Genomic DNA, 22360 nt, shown 5'->3' with positions numbered 1-22360 from the left:
GGTCAATGCTCCGGCAAGGTCTTGAGAAAAATGGAGGCTGCCTGCGCGTAGGCGAGCGGCTGTTCAAGGCAGGGAATGTGGCCGCAGCCGGCGATGGTGACGAGACGGCTTGCGGGAATGAGATCCGCGAGCGACCGCACCAGTTCCGGTGGGGTGGAGCCATCCTGATCGCCCGCCACGCAAAGCGTCGGCACGGCGATGCGCCCGGCGGCTTCGGTAAAATCCGCATCGCGGATGGCGGCGCAGGTGCCGCTATAGCCGGCTTCCGCCTGTTGCGAGAGCATGTTGCGCGCGCCGGCATAGGCGGCATTGTCTGGCTTGCGGAAGGCGGGTGTGAACCAGCGCTCCATCACGGGATCCACCAGCGAGACGAGGCCGTCCGCGGCAATCTTGTCGATGCGGGCGTTCCACATCTCGGCCGTGCCGATCCTGTGGGCGGTGTTGCTGAGCACCAGCGCGCGCACCAGATCGGGACGGTGGGCATAAAGCCCCTGCGCAATCAGGCCGCCGACCGACAGGCCCCAGATGATCGCGCTCTTCACGCCAAGATGGTCGAGCAGCGCGGTCAGATCGCCGGCGTGATCGTCGATGGAATAGGGAGCGTGCCCGACATCCGAGAGCCCGTGGCCGCGCTTGTCGTGCAGCACATACGCATAATCATCGCCGAGCGCTTCGATCACCGCATCCCAGATGCGGAAATCGGTGCCGAGCGAATTGATGAAGGCGATGACCGGCTTGCCTGTGTCCAATCCCTTGACGCGGTAATGGATCACGGTCTCGCCGCAGCGCAGAAAATGCATGATGTGCTCCTCCTGCCGGGGATATTGCAAGCGGGTTCCGGTTAAGTAAAATGACATTATCGATGAAAATCATAACCTGTGGATTATATGAGCGATGGTCGATCAGCGTATCAAGTTCCGCCACCTGCAGACTTTCGTGGAGGTGGCGCGGCAGAAAAGCGTCATCCGGGCTGCGGAAATCCTGCATGTCAGCCAGCCGGCGGTGACGAAGACGATCCGTGAACTGGAAGATATTCTCGGCGTCTCGCTGTTCGACCGGGAGGGGCGCGGCATCCGCATCAGCCGTTATGGCGAGGTGTTCCTGCGCCATGCCGGCGCGACAATGACGGCGCTCAGGCAGGCGGTCGATTCGGTATCGCAGGAGGCGGCGCGCGCCGGTCCGCCGGTGCGGGTCGGCGCTCTGCCCACGGTTTCGGTGCGGATCATGCCGAAGGCGATGGCCGGTTTTCTGGCCGAAAAAACCGGCAGCCCGGTGAAGATCGTCACAGGCGAAAACGCCGTTCTGCTGGAGCAGTTGCGCGTCGGCGATCTCGATCTTGTTGTCGGCCGTCTGGCTGCACCGCAGAAAATGGCGGGTTTTTCCTTCGAGCATCTCTATTCGGAAAAGGTGCGCTTCGTGGTGCGCGCCGGCCACCCGCTGTTGTCACCCGGCCTTTCGGTGTTCGATCACCTGCATGAATATCCCGTGCTGATGCCGACACGCCAATCGGTCATCGGCCCCGTCGTCGAGCAGTTCCTGATCGCCAACGGCGTGCCGGCCCTGCCGATCCGCATCGAAACCGTGTCCGACGCCTTCGGCCGCGCCTTCCTGCGCACCAGCGATGCGATCTGGATCATCTCGGAAGGCGTGGTGGCGGCCGATGTGGCGGATGGTATTCTGGCAATCCTGCCCGTCGAGACCGGCGATACCAGCGGCCCGGTGGGGCTGACGGTGAGGGCCGATACGCAGCCCTCGCTGCCGCTGTCTCTTCTGATGCAGGCTATTCGCGAGGCGGCGGGCGAGTTGCTGGATGGGAGGGCTGAAGGGTGAACACACTCGACGTCATCCTCGGCCTTGTGCCGAGGATCTAATCACGTCGAGTAAAATCGCTACGTTGCAGATCCTCGGGACAGGCCCGAGGATGACGTCGACACAAGTGGCGTGGCCCCTAATAGGGAAGCCCCACATAATTCTCCGCAAGCGCGGTGGAAGCAGCGCGCGATTGCACGAGGTAGTCCAGCTCCGCTTCCTGAATGCGCTGGCCGAAATCTCCCGTGTCAGGGAAGCGGTGCATCATCGTCGTCATCCACCAGGAGAAGCGCACGGCCTTCCAGACGCGGGAAAGCGCCTTCTGGGAATAGCCGTCGAGGCCGGCCTCGGACTTCTCGCGATAAAATTCGATCAGCGCCTCGCTCAGATAATGCACATCGCTGGCGGCAAGGTTGAGACCCTTCGCGCCCGTCGGCGGCACGATATGGGCGGCGTCTCCGGCCAGAAACAGCCTTCCGAACCGCATCGGTTCACAGACGAAGGACCGGAGCGGCGCGATGGATTTTTCAAAGGACGGGCCGGTTACCATCACATCCGCATGGTTTTCCGGCAGGCGACGGCGGATTTCGTCCCAGAAGCGCTCGTCGCTCCAGTCCTCCGGCCGGTCCTCCAGCGAACATTGAATGTAATAACGGCTGCGGGTGTGCGAACGCATGGAACAGAGCGCAAAACCGCGCGGGTGGTTGGCATAGATGAGTTCATGGTTGACGGGGGGCACATCGGCCAGAATGCCGAGCCAGCCGAAAGGATAGACCTTCTCGAATTCCTTGATCGCGCCCTGAGGCACCGATTTGCGGCTCACCCCGTGAAAGCCGTCGCAGCCGGCGATGAAATCGCAATCGATACGGTGGGTTACACCGTCTTTCTGATAGGTGACATAGGGGCTTGCGCCATCGAAATCATGCGGTTCGACATTGCCGGCGTCGTAGATGGTCACAAGGTTTGCCGCTTCGCGGACATCCATCAGGTCATGGGTCACTTCGGTCTGGCCATAAACCATCACATGGCTGCCGCCGGTCAGGTCGAAGAGATCGATACGGTGGTCGCGGCCGTCGAAGGTCAGCGAAAAACCGTCATGCGGCAGGCCTTCCCGGTGAAGGCGCTTATCCGTGCCGACCTTTTCCATGAGTTGCACCGTGCCTTTTTCCAGCACGCCGGCGCGGACACGGCCGAGAATGTAATCCTTGCTGACCCGGTCGAGAATGACGGTCTCGACGCCTTCTCTGCCCAGAAGCTGGCCAAGCAGAAGCCCCGAGGGGCCGGAGCCGATGATGACGACCTGGGTGCGCATTGTTTCCTCCCGAACTTGTCTCCTATCAAGAAATTGACCAAGGATGCGGCAAGCTCAATGGACTTTCTGATCGGCAAATTGCACAATCCGACCATTGTGCGGAGGAGCGAAGGAACATGCGGCTTGCTGCGAGTGAGGGTTTGTATGGCGAAGAAGCGGTGCAAGGCACTGATTTCCGCTTTCATTGCGAGACGCTTTTTTCCAGAAGCAGCCTTCACCGCTTTGAAATCGGCCTGCACCGTCACGCTGCCTTTCAGCAAATCTTGTACATTTGGGGCGGCGAGGGCGATGCGCTGCTGGATGGTCGCATCGAGGCGATCCGCCCGCCGGTCGCCATTGTCGTGCCGCCGGGTTTCGAACACGGCTTCCGGTTTTCGCGCGATATTGGCGGGGTGATCGTTACCGTGCTGCCGGGCGCCCTGCCGGCATCGGTGCAGGCGCTGTTGCTGCGGAATTTCCAGCGGCCTATCCTGTTGCCGCTGCGGGATTTTACCGATGGCGAACGCCTGCGCAGCGGGTTCGAACAGATTTCGGCTGAATATGAAACACGCGAGACAGGCCGGGATGCCATCATCGAAGGTCAGCTAGCCATCGTGACGGCGCTTCTGGCGCGGGCGGCGCGGCCGCTGCTGGAAGGAACCGGCGAAGGTCTTGCGGAGCAGCGTTTCGAACTTTTGCTGTCACTGATTGCACGCCATATTCGCGAGCCGCAAAAGGCGGAGTTTTACGCGAAAAAGCTCGGTCTTTCCGAGACGCATCTCAACCGTCTGGTCCGCTCCGTTTCCGGCCTCAGCCTGCAGCGGCTGATCGCCAAACGCCAGATCGAGATCGCCCAGCAGGAGCTGATCTTTACCGTTTCCAGCGTGCAGATGATTGCGGAGGGGCTGGGTTTTGCCGATCCGGCCTATTTCAACCGGTTCTTCAAGCGCGAGACCGGCATGACCCCGCGTGCCTGGCGGCTGGCGGAGCAGCGGAAAATGGGAGATTCCGGCGCGCGGCAGGTGCCGCTTCAGACCAGCATTCTTGCCAGTTCCCGCTGAACGGCAAGAAGGGCGGGCAGGTATCGCTCCACGAGGTCTTCCATCGAGGCGACCGAGGCGGCGAGCCCGACATTGAGGGCGGCCACGGTCTGGCCGCGCATGGTTTTCAGCGGCACCGCGATGGAGCGAAGGCCGATCTCGACCTCCTGATCGATCAGCGCATAACCGCGATGGCCGGTAGCCTCGATTTCGGTGAGCAGGGCGTCCATCCTGGTGATCGTCTTTTCCGTGCGCGCCACCAGCCGGGAGGCTTCGAGAATGTCGCGCTGCCGCTCGGCCGTCTGCGCCGAAAGAAGAACGCGGCCCATGGAGGTGCAATAGGCGGGCAGGCGCGAACCCGGCATCAGCGCAATCGACATGACCCGCTGCTGGGCGGCGCGGGCGACATAAACGATCTCGGTCTCATCCAGAATGGAAACGGAGGTGCTCTGGCCGATCTCTTCGGAAAGGCGGTCGAGCAGCGGCTGCACGATGCGCGGCAGCGGCATGGTGGCCAGACAGCCGGTGCCGAGGCGCAGCACCTTCGGTGTCACGGTAAAGAACTTGCCGTCATAAGCGGCATAACCGAGTTCCGAAAGCGTCAGCAGGCAGCGCCGCGTCGTGGCGCGGTCCAGCCCGGCGATCTCGGCGGCATCGGAAATCGACAGGCGCGGCCGCTCGGCGCTGAAGGCCTCAATGACCCGCAATCCCTTGGCGAGACCGCCCATCATGTCTCTTTCGCTGACGGCTATGTCGAAGCTCCATTTGTGCGATATACGAACAAAAATCATATAACGCACAAAATCCTTGCCGTCGAGGCGGTTTCGGATTTACCTCACGGTCAGGCAGCCTTGCGGGTTCCATCCGTCCGGCTGGATGGAGGTTTTAATGGACAAGACAATCAAGAGCGCGGAAGAGGCGCTTTCCGGCATCGGTGACGGTGCGACGATCATGATCGGCGGTTTCGGCGGCTCCGGCGCGCCCATCGAGCTGATCCATGCGCTGATCGACAAGGGCCCGAAGAACCTGACGGTCATCAACAACAATGCCGGCAACGGCCGCATCGGCATCGCCGCGATGATCGACGCCGGCATGGTCAGGAAGATGATCTGCTCCTTCCCGCGCTCTTCCGATCCGCGTGCCTTTACAGACAGATATCTGGCCGGCGAAATCGAGCTGGAACTGGTGCCGCAGGGCACGCTTGCCGAGCGCATCCGCGCCGGCGGTGCCGGCATTCCGGCCTTCTACACCCCCACCGGCTTCGGCACGGAACTGGCGCAAGGCAAGGTCATCGCGGAATTCGACGGCCGCTCTTACGTGCAGGAACACTGGCTGAAAGCCGATTTTGCCATCGTCAAGGCCGAGCTTGGCGATACCTATGGCAACCTTACCTACAACAAGGCGGGCCGCAATTTTAACCCGCTGATGTGCATGGCCGCAAAGACCACCATTGCGCAGGTCTCGAAGATCGTCGAAGCCGGTAAGATCGATCCGGAGCATGTCGTCACGCCCGGCATTTTCGTGAACGGCGTCGTGGAAATCCCCGATCCGCAACAGGAAGAAGTCCTCATTCGTGCGGGAGTAGCCTACGCATGACCCAGACCATCGACACCCGCGAAGACATCAAGCTTTCCAACGCCCAGATCGCATGGCGCGCGGCGCAGGACATCGAGGACGGCGCTTACGTCAATCTCGGTATCGGCTTTCCGGAAATGGTGGCGCGTTACCAGCCGCCCGGCCGTCAGGCGATCTTCCATACCGAAAACGGCATCCTCAATTTCGGCGAAGCGCCACCGGAAGGCGAAGAGGACTGGAACCTCATCAATGCCGGCAAGAAGGCTGTGACGCTGAAGCCGGGTGCTGCCTTCTTCCACCATGCCGACAGCTTCGCCATGGTGCGCGGCGGGCATCTGGATGTGGCGATCCTCGGGGCCTATCAGGTGGCGCAGAACGGCGATCTCGCCAATTGGCGTGTCGGCTCCAAGGGCGTCCCGGCCGTCGGCGGCGCCATGGATCTGGTGCATGGCGCCAAGCAAGTCTTCGTCATCACCGAACATGTGACCAAGAACGGCGAACCGAAGCTCGTTGAAAAATGCGCTTTTCCGCTGACCGGCGTTGGCTGCATTACCCGCATTTATACCAGCCATGCTGTCATCGACGTGGTGGATGGCCGTTTCGTGCTGCGTGAAAAACTGCCGGCGATGACGTTCGATGAATTGCAGGCCATGACCGGCGCGCCTTTGGCGGTCGATGGCGAGGTCGCCGATCTCGTCGCCCCGGAACTTTAAGGAAAAACCGATGACCGACGCATTCATCTGCGACTATATCCGCACGCCCATCGGCCGCTTCGGCGGCGCGCTTTCTTCGGTGCGGGCCGACGATCTTGGCGCGGTGCCGCTGAAGGCGCTTGTGGAGCGCAACCCGTCCGTCGACTGGGAAGCGATCGAAGATGTGATCTTCGGTTGCGCCAACCAGGCGGGCGAGGATAACCGCAACGTCGCGCGCATGTCGCTGCTGCTCGCCGGCCTGCCGGTTTCGGTGACCGGAACGACGATCAACCGGCTGTGCGGTTCGGGCATGGATGCCCTCATCGCAGCCGCCCGCGCCGTGAAATCGGGCGAGGCGGAATTGATGATCGCTGGCGGCGTCGAAAGCATGAGCCGCGCGCCCTTCGTTCTGCCGAAGGCGGAGAGCGCCTTTTCGCGCAATGCCGAAATCTACGACACCACCATCGGCTGGCGTTTCGTCAACCCGCTGATGAAGGCGCAATATGGCGTCGATTCCATGCCGGAGACCGGCGATAACGTCGCCATTGACTATCAGGTCTCCCGTGAGGATCAGGACGCCTTCGCCGTTCGCAGCCAGCAGAAGGCGGCTGATGCGCAGGCCAATGGTCGCCTCGACAGGGAAATCGTGTCCGTGACCATCCCGCAGCGCAAGGGCGATCCGCTGGTGGTCTCGAAGGATGAACACCCGCGTGCGACCAGCCTCGATGCGCTGGCGAAGCTGAAGCCTGTCAACAGGCGCGATGGCGCGACGGTGACGGCGGGCAATGCGTCCGGCGTCAATGACGGCGCGGCCGCACTCATCGTCGCATCGGCGGAAGCTGTGAAAAAATACGGACTGACGCCGATTGCCCGCATTCTCGGCGGTGCCGCCGCCGGCGTGCCGCCGCGCGTCATGGGCATCGGCCCGGCCCCGGCCTCCGCAAAGCTGCTGGCCCGGCTCGGGCTGAAGCAGGAGCAGCTCGACGTGATCGAGCTGAACGAGGCGTTCGCCAGCCAGGGTCTTGCGACGCTGAGGCAGCTCGGCATTGCGGATGACGATGCGCGGGTGAATTCCAATGGCGGCGCCATCGCGCTCGGCCATCCGCTCGGCATGTCCGGTGCGCGCATTGCCGGCACGGCGGCGCTCGAACTTTCGCTGACCGGCAAACGTCTTGCGCTCGCCACCATGTGCATCGGCGTCGGGCAGGGTATCGCCGTGGCGCTGGAACGGGTCTGATTGTCTGGCGGCATTCGGCCTCGTCAAAACGGTGCGAATGCCGCTGCCTCGATTTCTTCTTGAGTGACTTCTGCTAGTCCGGCAATCAGGTGGCGATTCTCTCGCCTTGGTACCTCCCTCATTCCTGTGCTTGTCACAGGAATCTAGCTGACGCGCGTCTGCGCGGCGAAGGGAGTCTTTTCAGCCCAAGGATTTGGGCTGGCTGGATCTCTGTGACAAGCACAGAGATGAGGGAGGCAACGGCATTTTAAATGCCGATCTCGCAAATTCGGCGCCTGCCTGATATTCACCTCCATGGCCTTCCCTGACGAAATCCTCCGGCATGCGTTGGATTCCATCATGGTCCGTGACATGTTTTGCGAGATATGACAGAAATCTTTCCGTCTAGGGGGGTGCCCGCATGAAACGTCCGACCATCACAGATGTTGCGACAGCCGCTGGCGTCAGCGTCGCCACCGTCGACCGGGTGCTGAACGGTCGCCTGCCGGTGCGGGAGGAAACCGCGCGGCGGGTGTTCGAGGCGGCGGAGAAGATCGGTTTTCACGCCACCAACATCATTCGTCAGCGCATGCTGGCCGATCTGCCGTCCTATAGTCTCGGCATCATCCTGCGCAAGGAACGGCACGCCTTCTACCAGACCTTTGCCGACGAGCTGGAGCTTGCGGCGCGCAACGTCCGGGATCGCCATCTCAATCTGCGCATCGAATTCGCCCAGTCGGGCGAGCCGAGCGAGCTTGCGGCCCTTCTGACGGGCATGAAGGGCCGCGTGCAGGCCGTGGCGGCCACCGGGCCGGACCATCACGATGTCACCGCCGCCGTCGAGGCCCTGAAGGCGAAGGGCATTCCGACATTTTCGCTGCTTTCGGATTTCGCGCAGGGGGTGCGGGAAGCTTATCTCGGCGCCAACAACATGAAAGTCGGGCGCACGGCGGCCTGGATGATCTCGCGGCTGGCGCGCAGCAGGGGTAAGGTGCTTTTGCTGCTCGGCGGCCACCGTTTTCACGGTCATTCGCTGCGCGAGACCGGCTTTCGCAGCTATATGCGGGAATATGCGCCGGAATTCGAGGTGATGGATGCGCTGATCACGCTGGAAACGCGGCGGCTGACCTATGAGCTGGTGATGGACACCATCGCCAAGCACAAGGATCTGGTCGGCATCTATTGCATCGGCGGCGGCATGGAAGGCGTCATCGAGGCCCTGCAGCAGGAAAACCGGCAGGAGGCCATCGTCTGTCTTGTGAATGAACTGACGCCCGAATCCCGTCAGGCGCTGCTGGAAAAGCGTATCAGCGGCATATTCCAGACGCCGCTCCGTGAATTATGCGCGGACCTCATCGCCACCATGGTTCACAGCATCGAACATGGCATGGCGGAAACGCCGGGACAGCGGTTTGTACCCGCCCATCTGTGGGTTCCTGAAAGCCTTTGATGGTTTGATAGGTTCTATCATAAATTCCGCGTCTCTTTCTATCAGCCTTGATGGTTTCGGTTGCCGCTGACCCGTTGACGCCGGGCCGGGACTGGGAAATCTTGCCTGCGTGTGGAGCGGGCAGGAGGCTGATCCACGATAATAACGATGTTTCAGATTGCTTCAGGCTGCGGACTTGTCTTCGCGGCGACGGGTATTTTTTGCCGGAAAACGGTGGCGGCGCGATGGGCGCTGAACCGTGCAGCCGGTTCTTTTCAAGGGTTTTGGAGGAGAACAACATGAAAAGACATTTCGCGATTGCAGCGCTCGCCACCATGCTGGCGACGACCGCCTCGGCGGAAACCATCGGCGTTTCGATGGCCCTGTTCGACGATAATTTCCTGACCGTGCTGCGCAACGGCATGATCGATTATTCCAAGGGCATGAGCGGCGTTTCGCTGCAGATCGAGGATGCGCAGAACGATGTCGGCAAGCAGTTGAGCCAAGTGCAGAACTTCGTTGCCGCCGGCGTCGACGCCATCATCGTCAACCCGGTGGATACGGATGCGACCGTGGCGCTTTCGCAGGCTGCCGCTGCCGCCGGCATTCCGCTCGTTTATGTCAACCGCCAGCCGGTCAACCTCGACAGCCTGCCGGAAAAACAGGCTTTCGTTGCCTCCGATGAAAAGCAGTCCGGCACCCTGCAGACGCAGGAAGTCTGCCGCCTGCTGAAGGCGGCCGGCAAGGCGGAAGCGAAGGCGGTGGTGATGATGGGCGAGCTTTCCAACCAGGCGGCCCGCATGCGCACGCAGGATATCAAGGATGTGGTGGCGACGCCCGATTGCAGCTTCATCAAGCTTGTCGAGGAACAATCCGCCAACTGGTCGCGCACGCAAGGCTCGGACCTAATGACCAACTGGCTTTCGGCCGGGGTGCAGTTCGATGCGGTGATTTCCAACAATGACGAAATGGCCATCGGCGCGATACAGTCGCTGAAGGCGGCCAGCCGGTCGATGGATGACGTCATCATCGCCGGCATCGACGCCACGCAGGACGCGCTTGCCGCCATGGCGGCGGGGGAGCTGGATGTGAGCGTTTTCCAGAATGCCGCCGGCCAGGGCAAGGGCGCGGTTGATACGGCGCTGAAACTGGCAAAGGGGGATGCGGTGGACAAGAAGGTTTTCGTACCCTTCGAACTGGTCACACCGGCAAACCTCAAGGACTATCAGGCCAAGAACTGAGGCCTGACAATGACGTGACAGACAGAAGACGCTGAAGGCGGGGGGAGGATATTCCGGCTTCAGCAATATCAGTGCGATTGAACCAGCGGAGGTTTTCCGCGGGAGGAAAGACTTTGAAAAACCTGTTGATGGCGACGGCGCTCTGCATTTTCGCAACGCCCGCCCTTGCCGAGACCCGTGTTGCGGTCTCCATGACATCGTTCGACAATCCGTTCCTGACGATTTTGCTGAACGGTATCAGGGCTGAGGCCGGGCGTGAAAAGAATATCGAGCTTCTGGTGGAGGACGCCCAGCTCGACCCTTCGAAACAGCTCAATCAGGTGCAGAATTTCATCGCCAACGGCGTCGATGCGATCATCGTCAATGCCGTGGATGGCGATGCCACCTCGGCGATCACCAAGGCCGCGTCCGCCGCCAAAATCCCGCTCGTCTATGTCAATCATCCGCCGGCCGAACTGGAAACCGGCCTGCCTGACGGCACGGCCTTCGTCGGTTCCAACGAACTCGATTCCGGCACCATGGAGGCGGAAGCCGCCTGCAAGCTGATGGGCGGCAAGGGCAAGGCCGTGATCCTGATGGGACCTCTGGAAAACCATGCGGCGCTGGTGCGCACCAAGGATGTGGAAACGGTGTTTGCCCGGTCGGACTGCAAGATCGAAATCCTCGAAAAGCAGACGGCGAACTGGAGCCGCACGCAGGCGCAGGACCTCGTTTCCTCCTGGCTGACGGCGGGCATCCAGTTCGATGCCGTCATCGCCAACAATGATGAAATGGCGATCGGCGCCGCGCAGGCGCTGAAGGCGGCGGGCGTTTCCATGAAGGATGTCGTCATCGCCGGCATCGACGCCACGCCGGACGGCCTTGCCGCCATGCAGGCCGGCGATCTCGACATTACCGTTTACCAGAATGCGACGAAGCAGGGCGAGGTCTCGGTTCAGACGGCGGTGAAGGCCGCTGCCGGGCAAAGCACTGAGAAGACGCTTTGGGTGCCCTTCGAACTCGTCACCCCGGAAAACATGTCCGCCTACGCCAAATAAGCGGGGGTTTCGGCCCCGGTCCATCTATCACTCCACTGGAAACAGCCATGAAACATACGCTCGACCCCCACATGTTCCGGCACCTTTCGCTGGCCGAGACCTGCCGCAAGGTCGCAGACCTCGGTTATGAATACGTCGAACTTTCACCCCGTCCGGATTTCCTCTCCTGGTGGACCCGGCCGAAGGTCTATCCCGAACGCGTCGCCGAATTCAAAAAGGCGCTGAAGGACCATGGTGTCGGCCTTGCGACGCTGCAACCGATGTATCGCTGGGCAAGCCCCTATCCGGACGAATGGGAGGTGGCGATCGACAACTGGAAACGCGCCATCGAGATAGCCGTCGAGATGGAATGCCCGATGTTCGTTTCGGAATTCGGCCGCGGCGGCTCGCCGGATCGCAGCCTTAACGACCGTTCCGGCCTGCATCGCCCGGAAACCTGCGAAGCGCAGTTCTTCCGCGCCATGGATATTCTGGTGCCGATCCTCGAACGGGAAGGTCTGCTGCTGTCGCTGGAGGCCCATCCCGAAGACTGGATCGAGGAGATCGCGCCGGCCATCGACATCATCAAGACCATCAATTCCAAGGCGGTGAAGGCCTCCTTCATCGCGCCGCACACGTTCTTTTACGGGCCGGACATGGTGGCTAACCTGCGTGCGACCGAGGGCCATCTCGTGCATGTGCGCCTTGCCGATACCTATGACCACAACAAGTCGTCGCAGCTGCGTTACATCGTCAATCCCCCCGGCTCGAAGGTCAGGGTGCACCAGCACACCGATTTCGGCCAGGGCGAGATCGACTGGGAGACCTTCTTTGCGACGCTCGCCGACATGAAATTCGACGGCGTGCTCTCGAACTGCGTGTTTGCCTGGGAAGATCGTGTCGATGAAAGCGCGCGGTTCATGCTCAGCGAAACCCGGCGATACGTCGCCAAGTACTGGAAATGAGGTTTTTCAAATGACTGTCAGAATTGGTGTCGTCGGCACCGGCGCAATCGGGCGTGATCACGCCCGCCGTATCAACAAGGTTCTGGGCGGCGCGAAGATCGTTGCGCTCAGCGACGTCAACCGCGCCTCGGCCGAGGCGGTCAAAAACGACATCGCCCCGGATGCCGTCGTTTTCGCCACCGGCGAAGAGCTGATCGCATCGCCTGACGTGGATGCCGTGCTCGTCACCTCATGGGGTGCCACGCATGAGCAATATGTGCTGGCGGCAATCGCCGCCGGCAAGCCATGCTTTTGCGAAAAACCGCTGGCGACAACGGCGGAAGGCGCAAGACGCATCGTCGACGCCGAGGTGGCTCATGGCAGGCGGCTGGTTCAGGTGGGCTTCATGCGCCGATATGACGCCGGTTACGTGGCGCTGAAACAGGCCGTCGATAGCAGGATCGGCGCGCCGATCATGGTGCACGCCGCCCACCGCAACCCGGCGGTTCCGGAGCAATATGTCACCCCGATGGCGATCCATGACACGATGATCCATGAAATCGACGTGCTGCGCTGGCTGCTCGACGATGACTATGTTTCGGCGCGGGTTCTCTTTCCCCGTTCGGCGGCCAGAAGCCATGCGCGGCTGAAGGACCCGCAGATCGTCATTCTGGAGACGGCGAAGGGCACGATCATCGACGTCGAAATCTTCGTCAATTGCCATTATGGCTATGATATCCAGTGCCAGGTGGTAGGCGAAGACGGCATTGCCAGCCTGCCGGAGCCGATGTCGGTACAGACCCGCCTCGGTGCCAAGCTGCAGAACGATATCCTTACCGACTGGAAAGACCGCTTCATCGCCAGCTACGATGTCGAATTGCAGGACTTCATCCATGCGGCGGCGAAGGGCACGGCATCGGGACCCAACGCGTGGGACGGCTACGTGGCCGCCATCACCTCCGACGCCTGCGTGGCCGCGCAGGAAACGGACGGGGCAGCCGTCGCAATCGAGCTTCCCACCCGTCCCGCCCTTTATCAGTGAGGTCTTTCATGCGTTTTGCCATCAACCACATCACCGCCCCGAAGCTTTCCCTTGAGGCGTTCTTTGCGACAGCCCGCGAACTCGGCCTTACCGAAGTCGAAATCCGCAACGACCTGCCGAACATCGTCGGCACGGTTGAGCCGGCGGCCGTGAAGGCGGCGGCCGAAAAGGCCGGCGTGACGATCATCTCGATCAATGCGCTTTATCCCTTCAACGTCTGGTCGGGCGACCTGCCTGCGCGGGCCGTCGCGATGGCCGATTATGCGGCGGCAAGCGGCGCGAAAGCGCTGGTCATGTGCCCGCTCAACGACGGTACGCCGGTGTCCTTTGACGATCTCGTCACGGCGCTGAAGGCCATGAAACCGATCCTTAAGGAACGCGGCCTGATCGGTTTCGTCGAGCCGCTCGGTTTCCCGGTCTCGTCGCTGCGCACCAAGGCCGAAGCGATCAGGGCCATCGATGCGGCCGGTGGCGGCGATGTCTACAGGCTGGTGCACGACACCTTCCACCACCATCTCGCTGGCGAGACGGAGTTCTTCCCGGAGCGAACGGGGCTGGTCCACATTTCCGGCGTGATCGGTCCTGCCGTCTCCGTAGCCGACATGCTCGACGCCCACCGCGTTCTGGTGGATGGCGGCGACCGGCTGGAGAATATCGCCCAGATCAGGACGCTCGAGGCGGCCGGTTACAAGGGACCTTACAGCTTCGAACCCTTCGCGACGGAAGTGCATGAACTGAAGGATCCGGCCGCTGCCGTAAAGAGCAGCATCGACCATATCTCCCAGGCGCTCTGACCGCCTCGCCGCCCGCGGTTCGCTGCGGGCGGCGTTCTTTATGGACGGTTTGAGGCGAATCCGATGGCGGATTATTCCGAGCGACAAAGTCTCCCATATTTTGCTCTTTCGCTGGCGGTGTGGAGGCGGAAACTTGTCGGCATTTAGGCGCCTGCCTAGTAGAGGATGTTTATCCATTTTAAGTCATCGCCCTCGTGGAGTTAGCGTTCCATCGCCGAAGATATTTTTAACATCAAAGTTCCAGCGTATCTTCTTGGCCTGTACTCAAGTGATTTAGTCATTATCCCATAGTATATTTTAAATTTACTATTAAGTTCTTCATGTTTTTCTGTTTCTGGAACCTTTATTACGATCGAATCTTTTGGCTCTGCATAGCCGTCTTGTAGTAAACAGGAGCTTCTAAAGCAATTTAGATTAAACAACAAATCATCATTGAACCCCGATAAATAGAAAGATAGGCTAATTAAGGGGTCTATTCTAATGTCGCAAATTTTTTCTCGTGAACAAAATGTCGTTCCTTTTGTATTTATTCCATCTATATTAATTATATACTGTATTTTTATTATATTTTCTTGAGAAAATAAATTATTATTAAATAATAAAATAATAATTATTGAATATAAAATTGCTGATAATGACCTTATATTCATAAAATTTCTCCTTTGTTATTTATTTTATTTGGTGTAAATGTCTCACATTGACGTATTGATGTGAAATTAATGCGTATTTTTAGTTTTATTATTATATATATTATTTCGGATGGGCGAGTCATTATTATTGTTTGGAGAAGATTATGTCTAAGGTTGAATCTGCGCCACTACCTCCATTGCCGGGAACAACAGTATTCTCCTTGGCTGAGAAGGATAGGGTAGGTGTTCATAACTGGATCGATGGGCGACTAAAATATCTCCTGACTGGAGACGGGTCATATTGGCCAGATGGCCCGAAGATGACTGTTGATCATATATACGAAAACGTTAAGAAATTTATTGATGGACTTAATAATGTTACAAATATAGTAGATGATCCTTCTGGTATATTAGGTGATAAAATAAATGAGCATAAAAAAACCATTAAAAATCTCGAATTATTGAAAAATGACTTTGAAAGAAAACAAAAGGAAATTGGGGATAAAATCGACATTAAGCCGGGGAAAAAAAGTGAACGTATAAAGACGCCGGTAATTGATCCCGAGGGTCCAAATTTCCCAACGTCATATACTGGCCAGTACGAGATTAACGCTCTCAAGAGCATCGCAAATAGTCCAAACGGAACGGGGGAGGCGGCGTTCCGGCCAATTGAGCAAGATTCCCTGTTTAATGCTCTGACTTTTAATGAAATTTCCCGTCGGTTCATAGATGCTAAGGAAACGATCCGGAAGTACGAAAATGCCCTCAACGAAGCTAGAGCCAAATGGTTTTCCGACTACAACAATAGAAATTACAGAGCTGACTACTATACCGCTATAAACTTGGGGCATGAAGCACGTATGGCACTCGGTATAGTTGGGGATTTGGCAGAGAAAATTCTCGGGAAGCCTTTTGAAGATTTCGTAGCGCAACTGGATGAAGCCATTAAAGTTCAGCGTGAACAGCAAAAGACATTGAAGGCGGAATTCGAACGGCAGGCGAAGGCCGAGGCTGAGCGGCAGGCTGCAGCAAAGGCCGAGGCGGAACGGCAGGCGGCAGAGAAGGCTGAGGCTGAGCGACAGGAGGCTGCGAGAGCCGAGGCTGCACGGCAGGAGGCTGCGAGAGCCGAGGCTGCACGACAGGAGGCTGCGAGAGCCGAGGCTGCACGGCAGGAGGCTGCGAGAGCCGAGGCTGCGCGACAGGAGGCTGCGAGAGCCGAGGCTGCACGGCAGGAGGCTGCGAGAGCCGAGGCTGCACGACAGGAGGCTGCGAGAGCCGAGGCTGCACGGCAGGAGGCTGCGAGAGCCGAGGCTGCGCGACAGGAGGCTGCGAGAGCCGAGGCTGCACGGCAGGAGGCTGCGAGAGCCGAGGCTGCACGACAGGAGGCTGCGAGAGCCGAGGCTGCACGGCAGGAGGCTGCGAGAGCCGAGGCTGCACGACAGGAGGCTGCGAGAGCCGAAGCTGCACGGCAGGAGGCTGCACGCGCCGAGGCAATGAGGCGGGAGGCTGCTGCAAAGGCAGAGCGCGACCGGCTGGCATTCGAGGAAGCACGTCGCCAGAACGAATTGCAGATGCAGCGCCATCAGGAGAGACTGAGGCAAGAAGAACAAGCACGAAAAGAGAGCCAAGAGCGCCAACGGCAATGGGATCTCCAACGACAGCGCGAAGCCGAGGAACAACGCAGACAAGCTGCTGCAGATCAGGCTCGGCGAGACGCTGAACAAGAACGGCTTAGAAGAGAAATGGACAGCATTCGGATACCTGGTACCGGTAACGGGAAGCGCCCAGCTCCAGGAATGCCTGTCCCGCAGCCACGTCCAGGCCCCGTCCCCACCCCACGCCCAAATCCTCCATCACAATGGCGCCCCGGCTATAAAGGCTTTCCTGTGGTTATGGACATGAATGGGGATGGTGAATTAGACCTGCGGATTTTGCCAGTTGTTGAAGGGACGGAAGATTCACATCCGGTTTTCGATTGGAACGGTGACGGCAAACGAGATGCAACCGCGTGGGTAGGCCCGAGCGATGGTTTGTTGACTATCGACCTCGGTGCCGATACCGGCGCGCCCGGACCCGACGGCAAAATCAATCGGCCGGAAGAAGTCGCTTTCTCACTCTGGAAATCGGAAGAGCAGCGATTGGCCGAACTCAAAGCGCAAGGCATTGACGATACCGGTCGTCCGGTAACCGATCTCGAAGGTCTCCGTTTTGCATTTGACACCAATCAAGACAATATTCTCGACAATCGCGACGCTCGATGGAGCGAGTTCCGCATCTGGCAGGACTTCAACCAGAACGGTACCGCCGACGACGGCGAGCTTAGTACGATGGAGGCTGAGGGTATTGCCTTCATCGATCTTCTACCTTCCGAACAGGACGCGAAAGCGTTTCCGGATGGGTCGCTGATCGCAGGCACGAGCTCTGCGAAACGGATAGACGGCACGTCCATTCTCGTCGGAGACGTCGCGCTCGCTTATAGGCCTGCTTCGTAAGGTCTCCTTTAAGGTTCACGGAAACGTCGACTGGCAGCTGCGTCTCGAAAACGCACGCCAGTCGATATCGGGGCAGCCATCGAGTGCAGCTCAGGCATCGGCCACATAACGTGGCAGTGTCATAACCCAGAAAATCCGATGAAACAGAATACAGCCATGCAGGGTACCGTCGATTTTAGTAACGAACGAAAAGCTGCCGACACAGAGGCTTTCGAAATTGAACATGATGGCGGTCTTGTCGCGCTGTGCGCGATCGCCTCACATTACCGTATAGCCGCAGACCCCAAGAGGCTCACACATGAACTCGCCATTCCCGGCAGGTCACATTCCCGGGATATTTTGAGAGCGGCAAAAAATATCGGTTTGAAGGCGAGGCTGATACAGGCCAAATCGGAAAAACGCATTGCGTCTCTGCCAGTCCCGGCAATCGCCTGCTTTATCGATAGCAGCTATGGCTTGTATCTCGGAACCGCAAGCAACGGCATGCACAACATTGCCGATCCCGTAAGTATGGCGGTTCGCCAGATGGATATCGCAACATTGCTGGAGGCGGGAAACGGGGCTTTCATACTGGTGCAACGGCGGTTCGCGGGACCGGGCGTTTCCAAAGACACTTTTGGTTTCCGATGGTTTCTTCCATCCCTGTTCCGGTACCGCAAAGCATTTGGCCACGTTTTGGTCGCCTCTCTTTTCGTGCAGATTTTCGCACTTGTAACGCCGTTGTTTTTTCAGGTCGTGGTGGATAAGGTCCTGGCCCACAGAAGCTATTCGACCCTCATCGTTCTGGTTATCGGACTCGTCGCTCTCGGACTGTTTGACGTCATCCTGCAATATCTCAGAACCTATGCCCTGTCCCACACCACCAATCGTATAGATGTCGAGCTTGGCCAGAGGCTTTTTCGTCATATGATGAACCTGCCCCTGAGCTACTTCGAAACGCGGGCTGCCGGCCAAACCGTTGCGCGTATTCGGGAACTCGAGACCATCCGCGATTTTCTGACGGGGCAGGGGTTGTTCTCGGGTCTCGATTTGCTCTTTACGGGTGTCTTCATATTCGTTCTGTTTTGTTATTCGACCACCTTGGCATGGATCGTGGTTGCCTCGATACCGTTTTATATAGGGATCGGAATTCTGATCCGGCCATTTCTTAAAGAGCGCATCGATGAGAAATTCGATCGAGGCGCCTATAGCCAGCAATTGCTGGTGGAGACTGTCGTCGGTATCCAAACGCTGAAGGCTTCGGCGGTAGAGCCGGTTGTTTCCGCCCAATGGGAAGAAAGGCTGGCGGCATATGTGCGTTCTTCTTTCAGTGCGACCATGCTTGCTGCAAAGGGGCAAAACGCCATTCAATATATCAACAAAGTCACAAGTGCGGCTTTGCTGCTGTTTGGGGCGCAATCCGTTATCAATGGCGAATTGAGTGTCGGAGCGCTCGTTGCGTTTAATATGATTGCCAGCCAGGTGTCGCAGCCGATCCTGCGCCTCTCGCAATTATGGCAGGATTTTCAGCAGGTACAGATATCGGTTTCGAGGCTTGCGGACATTTTAAACGCCCCCGCGGAACCTAGACCCAAAAATCCTATCAACCTGCCGCCGCCTCGGGGTGCATTGGAGTTCAGACGGGTCAATTTCCGCTATCGGCCAGATACGCCAAATGTCTTGAACGATATCAATATTTCTATTCGGCCCGGCGAAGTCGTGGGAATCGTCGGAGCCTCGGGTTCTGGAAAGTCTACTCTCACAAAGCTTATTCAGCGGTTCTACCTACCCGACAGCGGTCAGGTATTTCTGGATGGGCAGGACATTTCTCAAGCCGACCCCGCATGGCTGAGAAGTCATATTGGCGTGGTGTTGCAGGAAAACATGCTGTTCAATCGCACGGTGCATGAGAATATTGCTTTCAGTAATCCGGCAATGTCCCGCGACACCGTAATCCGAATGGCGCGAATGTCTGGCGCAGACGAGTTTATTACGAAGCTGTCGCGCGGCTACGATACGATGATCGAAGAACGTGGCGCTAATCTTTCGGGCGGTCAGCGGCAAAGGATAGCTCTGGCGCGCGCTCTGGCAACCAATCCGCCTATACTTATTCTCGATGAGGCCACGAGTGCGCTGGATTATGAAAGCGAGCGTATTATTCTTCAGAACATGCGCGATATCGTTCGGGGGCGCACGGTCATCATCATAGCTCACCGACTGGCCACTGTTCGTTATTGTAACCGCATCATCGGGATGAAGGACGGCGCCATCACCGAGCAGGGGACACACGAGGAGTTGCTTGCTCGCCCCACCGGGACCTATGCCCATCTCTGGAATCTTCAGAGCGGAAGTGTTTTTGCGTGAAGCTCAAGACCCGATTCACTCGTCGCGCCAAGCTACCCGGTAAAAAGAACAAAGCGGTCTACCGTCGGGATCTGGAGTTTCTCCCGGCGGCTTTAGAAGTATTGGAGACGCCGCAGTCGCCCGTAAGGATAGCATTTTTATGGTTCATCTGCGTTCTAGCAACGTCCCTGCTGGCTTGGGGATGGTTTGGCAAATTTGATATCGTAGCGACGGCGCAGGGCAAGATTCAACCAGTCGGGCGCGTAAAAATCATAGAATCCCTTGAGCATGGAAAGACCAGCTCAGTCGTCGTTGGCAATGGGGATATTGTCGAGGCCGGCGATATTGTGACCGAACTCGATGATACTGAAACGAGGGCGGACGAGGCCGCGAAATCGAGCAGCCTTTATACTCTTCGAGCCGAAATTCTGCGGCGTACTTCTTTTGGTGAAGTACTAGTGAGGTTGAAAACAAGCCTATGGCAAGAGCCGGCGTTGTCGGCATATCCAGTCCTCGCTGTTCCCGTCAATATTCCGGATCTGATCCGTCTTCGTGAGCAAGCCGTATTGGAGGCCGATCTTCGGGGTGTATGGGCCAATATCCGTAGTCTGGTTGCCCAGCGCCGGCAGAAGGAAGATGAGATCGCTGGGCTGACAGAGGCAATTGCGTTTCAACGTGAACTCGTCGGAACCCTTGAGCAACGGGTCAATATGCGGTCGCAACTGCTTCAATCTCGCGTAGGCTCTCAGGTCGAAGTCTTCGATGCTACGCAGGAGTATCAGGAGGCGAAGTCGGCATTGGCCGATAAGCTGGCGCAACTAAGTGGCTCAAAAGCGGAAGTGAATGTGGTTATAGCAGAAGCCGAAAAGATCATTGAAACCGCATCCGCCGAGAATTCAAACCGTTGGCTGGAGGCGCAGCGCGCCAAGGATGAATTGGAACAGGAGTTAATCAAAATAAAAAGCCGAAGAGAGCGCCTTCAAATTCGGTCTCCGATTGACGGTGTCGTTCAACTTTCATCCATCACGTCCGTGGGACAGGTTGTGACAGCGAATGCCGAGTTAATGCGTATCGTCCCACTCGATTCGGTTCTGGAGATTGAAGCATATCTTCCAAACAAGGATATAGGTTTCGTAGAGGCGCGGCAGCTCGCTATCATCAAGGTCGAAGCTTACCCGTATACCCGTTTTGGCGTTTTGAAAGGAGAGGTGAAGCATATCTCCTCGGATGCAATTCCAGAACCTGACGCCCAGAATCTCGAGTCAACGATAGCGCAAACCACCCAGTCCGCTGTTCCTACTGGCAACGCTCAAAGAGTACAAAATCTTGTTTTCCCTGTCACTCTCGCCCTTCAGGATAGCGTGATGCAAATCAGTGGTCGGCTTGTTCCGGTTACGCCCGGTATGAGCGTAACTGTTGAAATCAAAACCGGACAACGACGAATTTTGGAGTATTTGTTCTCGCCGCTGACAGAAATTGCATCCGAAGCGATGAAAGAAAGATGATTTCGAAATCTGCTCCGTTCAGCGTATGGAGCTCTCGAAAAACCTAGAGAAATCAATTCCGCATTTACGGATGATGCTGTAGTCTTCCGGCGACGAGAGAGCAGCAAACAGGCACGGGTATTCTTCAGATCGACTGCGTAAGGCAGGCTTTCTGCCCGCACCGTCCGAAGTAGAGTGGTTGAATTTCCCCTTTATGAAAATAGACAGGAAAACGACGCTTAAGGACGTGGCGCGGGAGGCGAATGTTTCGCTGAGTACGGCTTCGCACGCCATCAATGGCACCGCACCCTTGACCACGCAGGTTCGCGAGCGGGTGCTGGAGGCGGCACGCACGCTCGGTTATCTCGAAAACCGGCGACAGAAGGCGACGATCGCCACTTTGCGTGTCGTGTTGTTGGCCATGACCAATGATGCCGCACCGCAGAGCGATCTCAACATGGTCAGCTGGACGATGCTGAACGGCTTCCGGCGCGAATGCGAGCGGCGCGGCATTCGCATCGTTCCCTATGTCAGCACAACGAGCCGGCTCGACCCGGTTGCGGTGGCGGCGGCGGCGGATGCCGACAATGTTGACGGTATCGTGATCCTGAACGATGACAGGCCGCAACTGGTTGAGGCGCTGTCTGCGCTTGCGCGGCCGGTGGTGCTGATCAATGGCGAGGACCCGGCCATGATCGTCGATACGGTGACCGCCGAGAACCGTTTTGGCGCGCGGCTCGGCATCGAACATCTGCTGTCTCTCGGGCATCGCAATATTCTGCATATCACCTGGAAAGGGCGCACGACGATCCGCCGCCGATATGACGGCTATAGCGACGCGTATCTCGCGGCGGGTCTCACTGTTCCCGCCGATATGGTCATCGAGGTGGAGAGCTATGAGCCGGAATGGGGCGAGGCCGCCATCCGCCGCCTGCTGGCCGAACAGCGGCCGCTCAGAAACGCCACGGCGATCTTCTGCGCCGCCGATAATCTGGCGCTTGGCTGTCTGAAGGCCCTGACGGAAGCTGGAATCCGGGTGCCTGACGATGTTTCGGTCTTGGGGTTTGACGATATCATGCCGGCGGCCTTCAGTGCGCCGCCGCTCAGCACCATCCAGTTGCCCGCCGACAGGCTGGGCGGGGCGGCGCTTGCGCTGCTGGAGCAGCGGCTTGTGGCGGCCGATCCCACCCGCCCGGCGCACCGGCTGGAACTCGGTTGTCGGCTGGTGTTAAGGGGCAGCATCGCGCCGCCGCCGAAGTAAGGTGTTGGAGTATCGTCTTGTGTTGACCGCTGAACAAACTCCAGACGATTAATTCTCCCGTCATTCCGGCCTTGAGCCGGAAT

General features: G+C 58.4%; 19 protein-coding genes. 15 read left to right on the top strand and 4 right to left on the bottom strand.

What is annotated here, in order from left to right:
- Positions 1-2: 2 nt before the first annotated feature.
- Complete coding sequence (pcaD, locus tag L901_RS15650) at positions 3-800, bottom strand: 3-oxoadipate enol-lactonase (protein ID WP_059758425.1); 798 nt, start codon at positions 798-800, stop codon at positions 3-5.
- 94 nt (positions 801-894) lie between these two features.
- Here pcaD and pcaQ point away from each other — a divergent pair, with 94 nt between their 5' ends.
- Positions 895-1830: a pca operon transcription factor PcaQ gene (pcaQ, locus tag L901_RS15645; RefSeq protein WP_003519800.1), complete on the top strand. Its 936-nt coding sequence runs from the start codon at positions 895-897 to the stop codon at positions 1828-1830.
- Positions 1831-1948: 118 nt separating this feature from the next.
- Here pcaQ and pobA read toward each other — a convergent pair whose 3' ends face one another.
- On the bottom strand, positions 1949-3121 hold the full coding sequence (pobA, locus tag L901_RS15640; RefSeq protein ID WP_059758422.1) for a 4-hydroxybenzoate 3-monooxygenase: 1173 nt from the start codon (positions 3119-3121) through the stop codon (positions 1949-1951).
- A 116-nt stretch (positions 3122-3237) separates the two neighbouring features.
- On the opposite strand from pobA, the gene L901_RS15635 reads away from it, so the two are divergent.
- Positions 3238-4161: a helix-turn-helix domain-containing protein gene (locus L901_RS15635; protein ID WP_059758418.1), complete on the top strand. Its 924-nt coding sequence runs from the start codon at positions 3238-3240 to the stop codon at positions 4159-4161.
- On the opposite strand, the gene L901_RS15630 is transcribed toward L901_RS15635, so the two are convergent.
- The gene (locus L901_RS15630; protein WP_059758463.1) at positions 4131-4892 is read right to left on the bottom strand and encodes an IclR family transcriptional regulator; all 762 of its coding nucleotides are present in this window, start codon (positions 4890-4892) and stop codon (positions 4131-4133) included. The two genes, L901_RS15635 and L901_RS15630, sit on opposite strands and share 31 nt — an antisense overlap.
- A 136-nt stretch (positions 4893-5028) precedes the next feature.
- Between L901_RS15630 and L901_RS15625 the strand changes: the two genes are divergently transcribed.
- The 9 genes from L901_RS15625 to L901_RS15585 all read left to right on the top strand — a co-directional run bounded on the left by L901_RS15625 (position 5029) and on the right by L901_RS15585 (position 14089).
- Positions 5029-5736, top strand: coding sequence for a 3-oxoacid CoA-transferase subunit A (locus tag L901_RS15625; protein ID WP_059758415.1), 708 nt, complete (start codon positions 5029-5031; stop codon positions 5734-5736).
- Positions 5733-6428 (top strand): CoA transferase subunit B, encoded by a 696-nt coding sequence (locus tag L901_RS15620; RefSeq protein ID WP_059758412.1) that lies wholly within the window; start codon positions 5733-5735, stop codon positions 6426-6428. The genes L901_RS15625 and L901_RS15620 overlap by 4 nt, the downstream gene beginning before the upstream one ends.
- 10 nt (positions 6429-6438) lie before the next feature.
- Complete coding sequence (gene pcaF / locus L901_RS15615) at positions 6439-7644, top strand: 3-oxoadipyl-CoA thiolase (protein WP_059758409.1); 1206 nt, start codon at positions 6439-6441, stop codon at positions 7642-7644.
- Between the two features lie 400 nt (positions 7645-8044).
- Positions 8045-9073, top strand: a complete 1029-nt coding sequence (locus L901_RS15610) for a LacI family DNA-binding transcriptional regulator (RefSeq protein WP_059758408.1) — start codon at positions 8045-8047, stop codon at positions 9071-9073.
- 278 nt (positions 9074-9351) lie between these two features.
- The gene (locus L901_RS15605) at positions 9352-10293 is read left to right on the top strand and encodes a sugar ABC transporter substrate-binding protein (protein ID WP_059758405.1); all 942 of its coding nucleotides are present in this window, start codon (positions 9352-9354) and stop codon (positions 10291-10293) included.
- Positions 10294-10421: 128 nt separating this feature from the next.
- Positions 10422-11330 (top strand): sugar ABC transporter substrate-binding protein, encoded by a 909-nt coding sequence (locus L901_RS15600; protein WP_059758402.1) that lies wholly within the window; start codon positions 10422-10424, stop codon positions 11328-11330.
- Between the two features lie 47 nt (positions 11331-11377).
- Positions 11378-12274, top strand: coding sequence for a sugar phosphate isomerase/epimerase family protein (locus tag L901_RS15595; RefSeq protein WP_059758400.1), 897 nt, complete (start codon positions 11378-11380; stop codon positions 12272-12274).
- 10 nt (positions 12275-12284) lie between these two features.
- Positions 12285-13295 (top strand): Gfo/Idh/MocA family protein, encoded by a 1011-nt coding sequence (locus L901_RS15590; protein WP_059758397.1) that lies wholly within the window; start codon positions 12285-12287, stop codon positions 13293-13295.
- Positions 13296-13303: 8 nt separating this feature from the next.
- Positions 13304-14089: a TIM barrel protein gene (locus L901_RS15585; RefSeq protein WP_059758394.1), complete on the top strand. Its 786-nt coding sequence runs from the start codon at positions 13304-13306 to the stop codon at positions 14087-14089.
- Between the two features lie 200 nt (positions 14090-14289).
- On the opposite strand, the gene L901_RS27095 is transcribed toward L901_RS15585, so the two are convergent.
- On the bottom strand, positions 14290-14739 hold the full coding sequence (locus L901_RS27095) for a hypothetical protein (protein WP_147401542.1): 450 nt from the start codon (positions 14737-14739) through the stop codon (positions 14290-14292).
- Positions 14740-14882: 143 nt separating this feature from the next.
- Between L901_RS27095 and L901_RS15580 the strand changes: the two genes are divergently transcribed.
- The 4 genes from L901_RS15580 to L901_RS15565 all read left to right on the top strand — a co-directional run bounded on the left by L901_RS15580 (position 14883) and on the right by L901_RS15565 (position 22277).
- On the top strand, positions 14883-17210 hold the full coding sequence (locus L901_RS15580; RefSeq protein WP_156430055.1) for an MAP7 domain-containing protein: 2328 nt from the start codon (positions 14883-14885) through the stop codon (positions 17208-17210).
- A 138-nt stretch (positions 17211-17348) separates the two neighbouring features.
- Positions 17349-19553, top strand: coding sequence for a type I secretion system permease/ATPase (locus L901_RS15575; protein WP_245289659.1), 2205 nt, complete (start codon positions 17349-17351; stop codon positions 19551-19553).
- Positions 19550-21037 carry an HlyD family type I secretion periplasmic adaptor subunit gene (locus L901_RS15570; RefSeq protein WP_059758385.1) on the top strand — a complete coding sequence of 496 codons (1488 nt, stop codon included), beginning with the start codon at positions 19550-19552 and terminating at the stop codon, positions 21035-21037. The genes L901_RS15575 and L901_RS15570 overlap by 4 nt, the downstream gene beginning before the upstream one ends.
- Before the next feature lie 193 nt (positions 21038-21230).
- The gene (locus tag L901_RS15565) at positions 21231-22277 is read left to right on the top strand and encodes a LacI family DNA-binding transcriptional regulator (protein ID WP_183044103.1); all 1047 of its coding nucleotides are present in this window, start codon (positions 21231-21233) and stop codon (positions 22275-22277) included.
- Positions 22278-22360: the final 83 nt, after the last annotated feature.

The organism is Agrobacterium sp. D14, from assembly GCF_001526505.1.
In the GTDB taxonomy this organism is placed as follows: domain Bacteria; phylum Pseudomonadota; class Alphaproteobacteria; order Rhizobiales; family Rhizobiaceae; genus Agrobacterium; species Agrobacterium leguminum.
Note: the sequence above shows the minus strand (reverse complement) of the source record. Positions and strands in the feature narration are given on the sequence as shown.

What these genes read in the sequence shown, in the direction of transcription:
- L901_RS15605 (WP_059758405.1), top strand. Translation starts at nt 9,352, where the DNA reads ATGAAAAGACATTTCGCGATTGCAGCGCTCGCCACCATGCTGGCGACG.
- pcaD (WP_059758425.1), bottom strand. Translation starts at nt 800, where the DNA reads ATGCATTTTCTGCGCTGCGGCGAGACCGTGATCCATTACCGCGTCAAG.
- L901_RS15635 (WP_059758418.1), top strand. Translation starts at nt 3,238, where the DNA reads ATGCGGCTTGCTGCGAGTGAGGGTTTGTATGGCGAAGAAGCGGTGCAA.
- L901_RS15565 (WP_183044103.1), top strand. Translation starts at nt 21,231, where the DNA reads ATGAAAATAGACAGGAAAACGACGCTTAAGGACGTGGCGCGGGAGGCG.
- L901_RS15575 (WP_245289659.1), top strand. Translation starts at nt 17,349, where the DNA reads ATGAAACAGAATACAGCCATGCAGGGTACCGTCGATTTTAGTAACGAA.
- L901_RS27095 (WP_147401542.1), bottom strand. Translation starts at nt 14,739, where the DNA reads ATGAATATAAGGTCATTATCAGCAATTTTATATTCAATAATTATTATT.
- L901_RS15585 (WP_059758394.1), top strand. Translation starts at nt 13,304, where the DNA reads ATGCGTTTTGCCATCAACCACATCACCGCCCCGAAGCTTTCCCTTGAG.
- L901_RS15620 (WP_059758412.1), top strand. Translation starts at nt 5,733, where the DNA reads ATGACCCAGACCATCGACACCCGCGAAGACATCAAGCTTTCCAACGCC.
- L901_RS15625 (WP_059758415.1), top strand. Translation starts at nt 5,029, where the DNA reads ATGGACAAGACAATCAAGAGCGCGGAAGAGGCGCTTTCCGGCATCGGT.
- L901_RS15595 (WP_059758400.1), top strand. Translation starts at nt 11,378, where the DNA reads ATGAAACATACGCTCGACCCCCACATGTTCCGGCACCTTTCGCTGGCC.
- L901_RS15610 (WP_059758408.1), top strand. Translation starts at nt 8,045, where the DNA reads ATGAAACGTCCGACCATCACAGATGTTGCGACAGCCGCTGGCGTCAGC.
- L901_RS15590 (WP_059758397.1), top strand. Translation starts at nt 12,285, where the DNA reads ATGACTGTCAGAATTGGTGTCGTCGGCACCGGCGCAATCGGGCGTGAT.
- pcaF (WP_059758409.1), top strand. Translation starts at nt 6,439, where the DNA reads ATGACCGACGCATTCATCTGCGACTATATCCGCACGCCCATCGGCCGC.
- L901_RS15600 (WP_059758402.1), top strand. Translation starts at nt 10,422, where the DNA reads ATGGCGACGGCGCTCTGCATTTTCGCAACGCCCGCCCTTGCCGAGACC.
- pcaQ (WP_003519800.1), top strand. Translation starts at nt 895, where the DNA reads ATGGTCGATCAGCGTATCAAGTTCCGCCACCTGCAGACTTTCGTGGAG.
- pobA (WP_059758422.1), bottom strand. Translation starts at nt 3,121, where the DNA reads ATGCGCACCCAGGTCGTCATCATCGGCTCCGGCCCCTCGGGGCTTCTG.
- L901_RS15580 (WP_156430055.1), top strand. Translation starts at nt 14,883, where the DNA reads ATGTCTAAGGTTGAATCTGCGCCACTACCTCCATTGCCGGGAACAACA.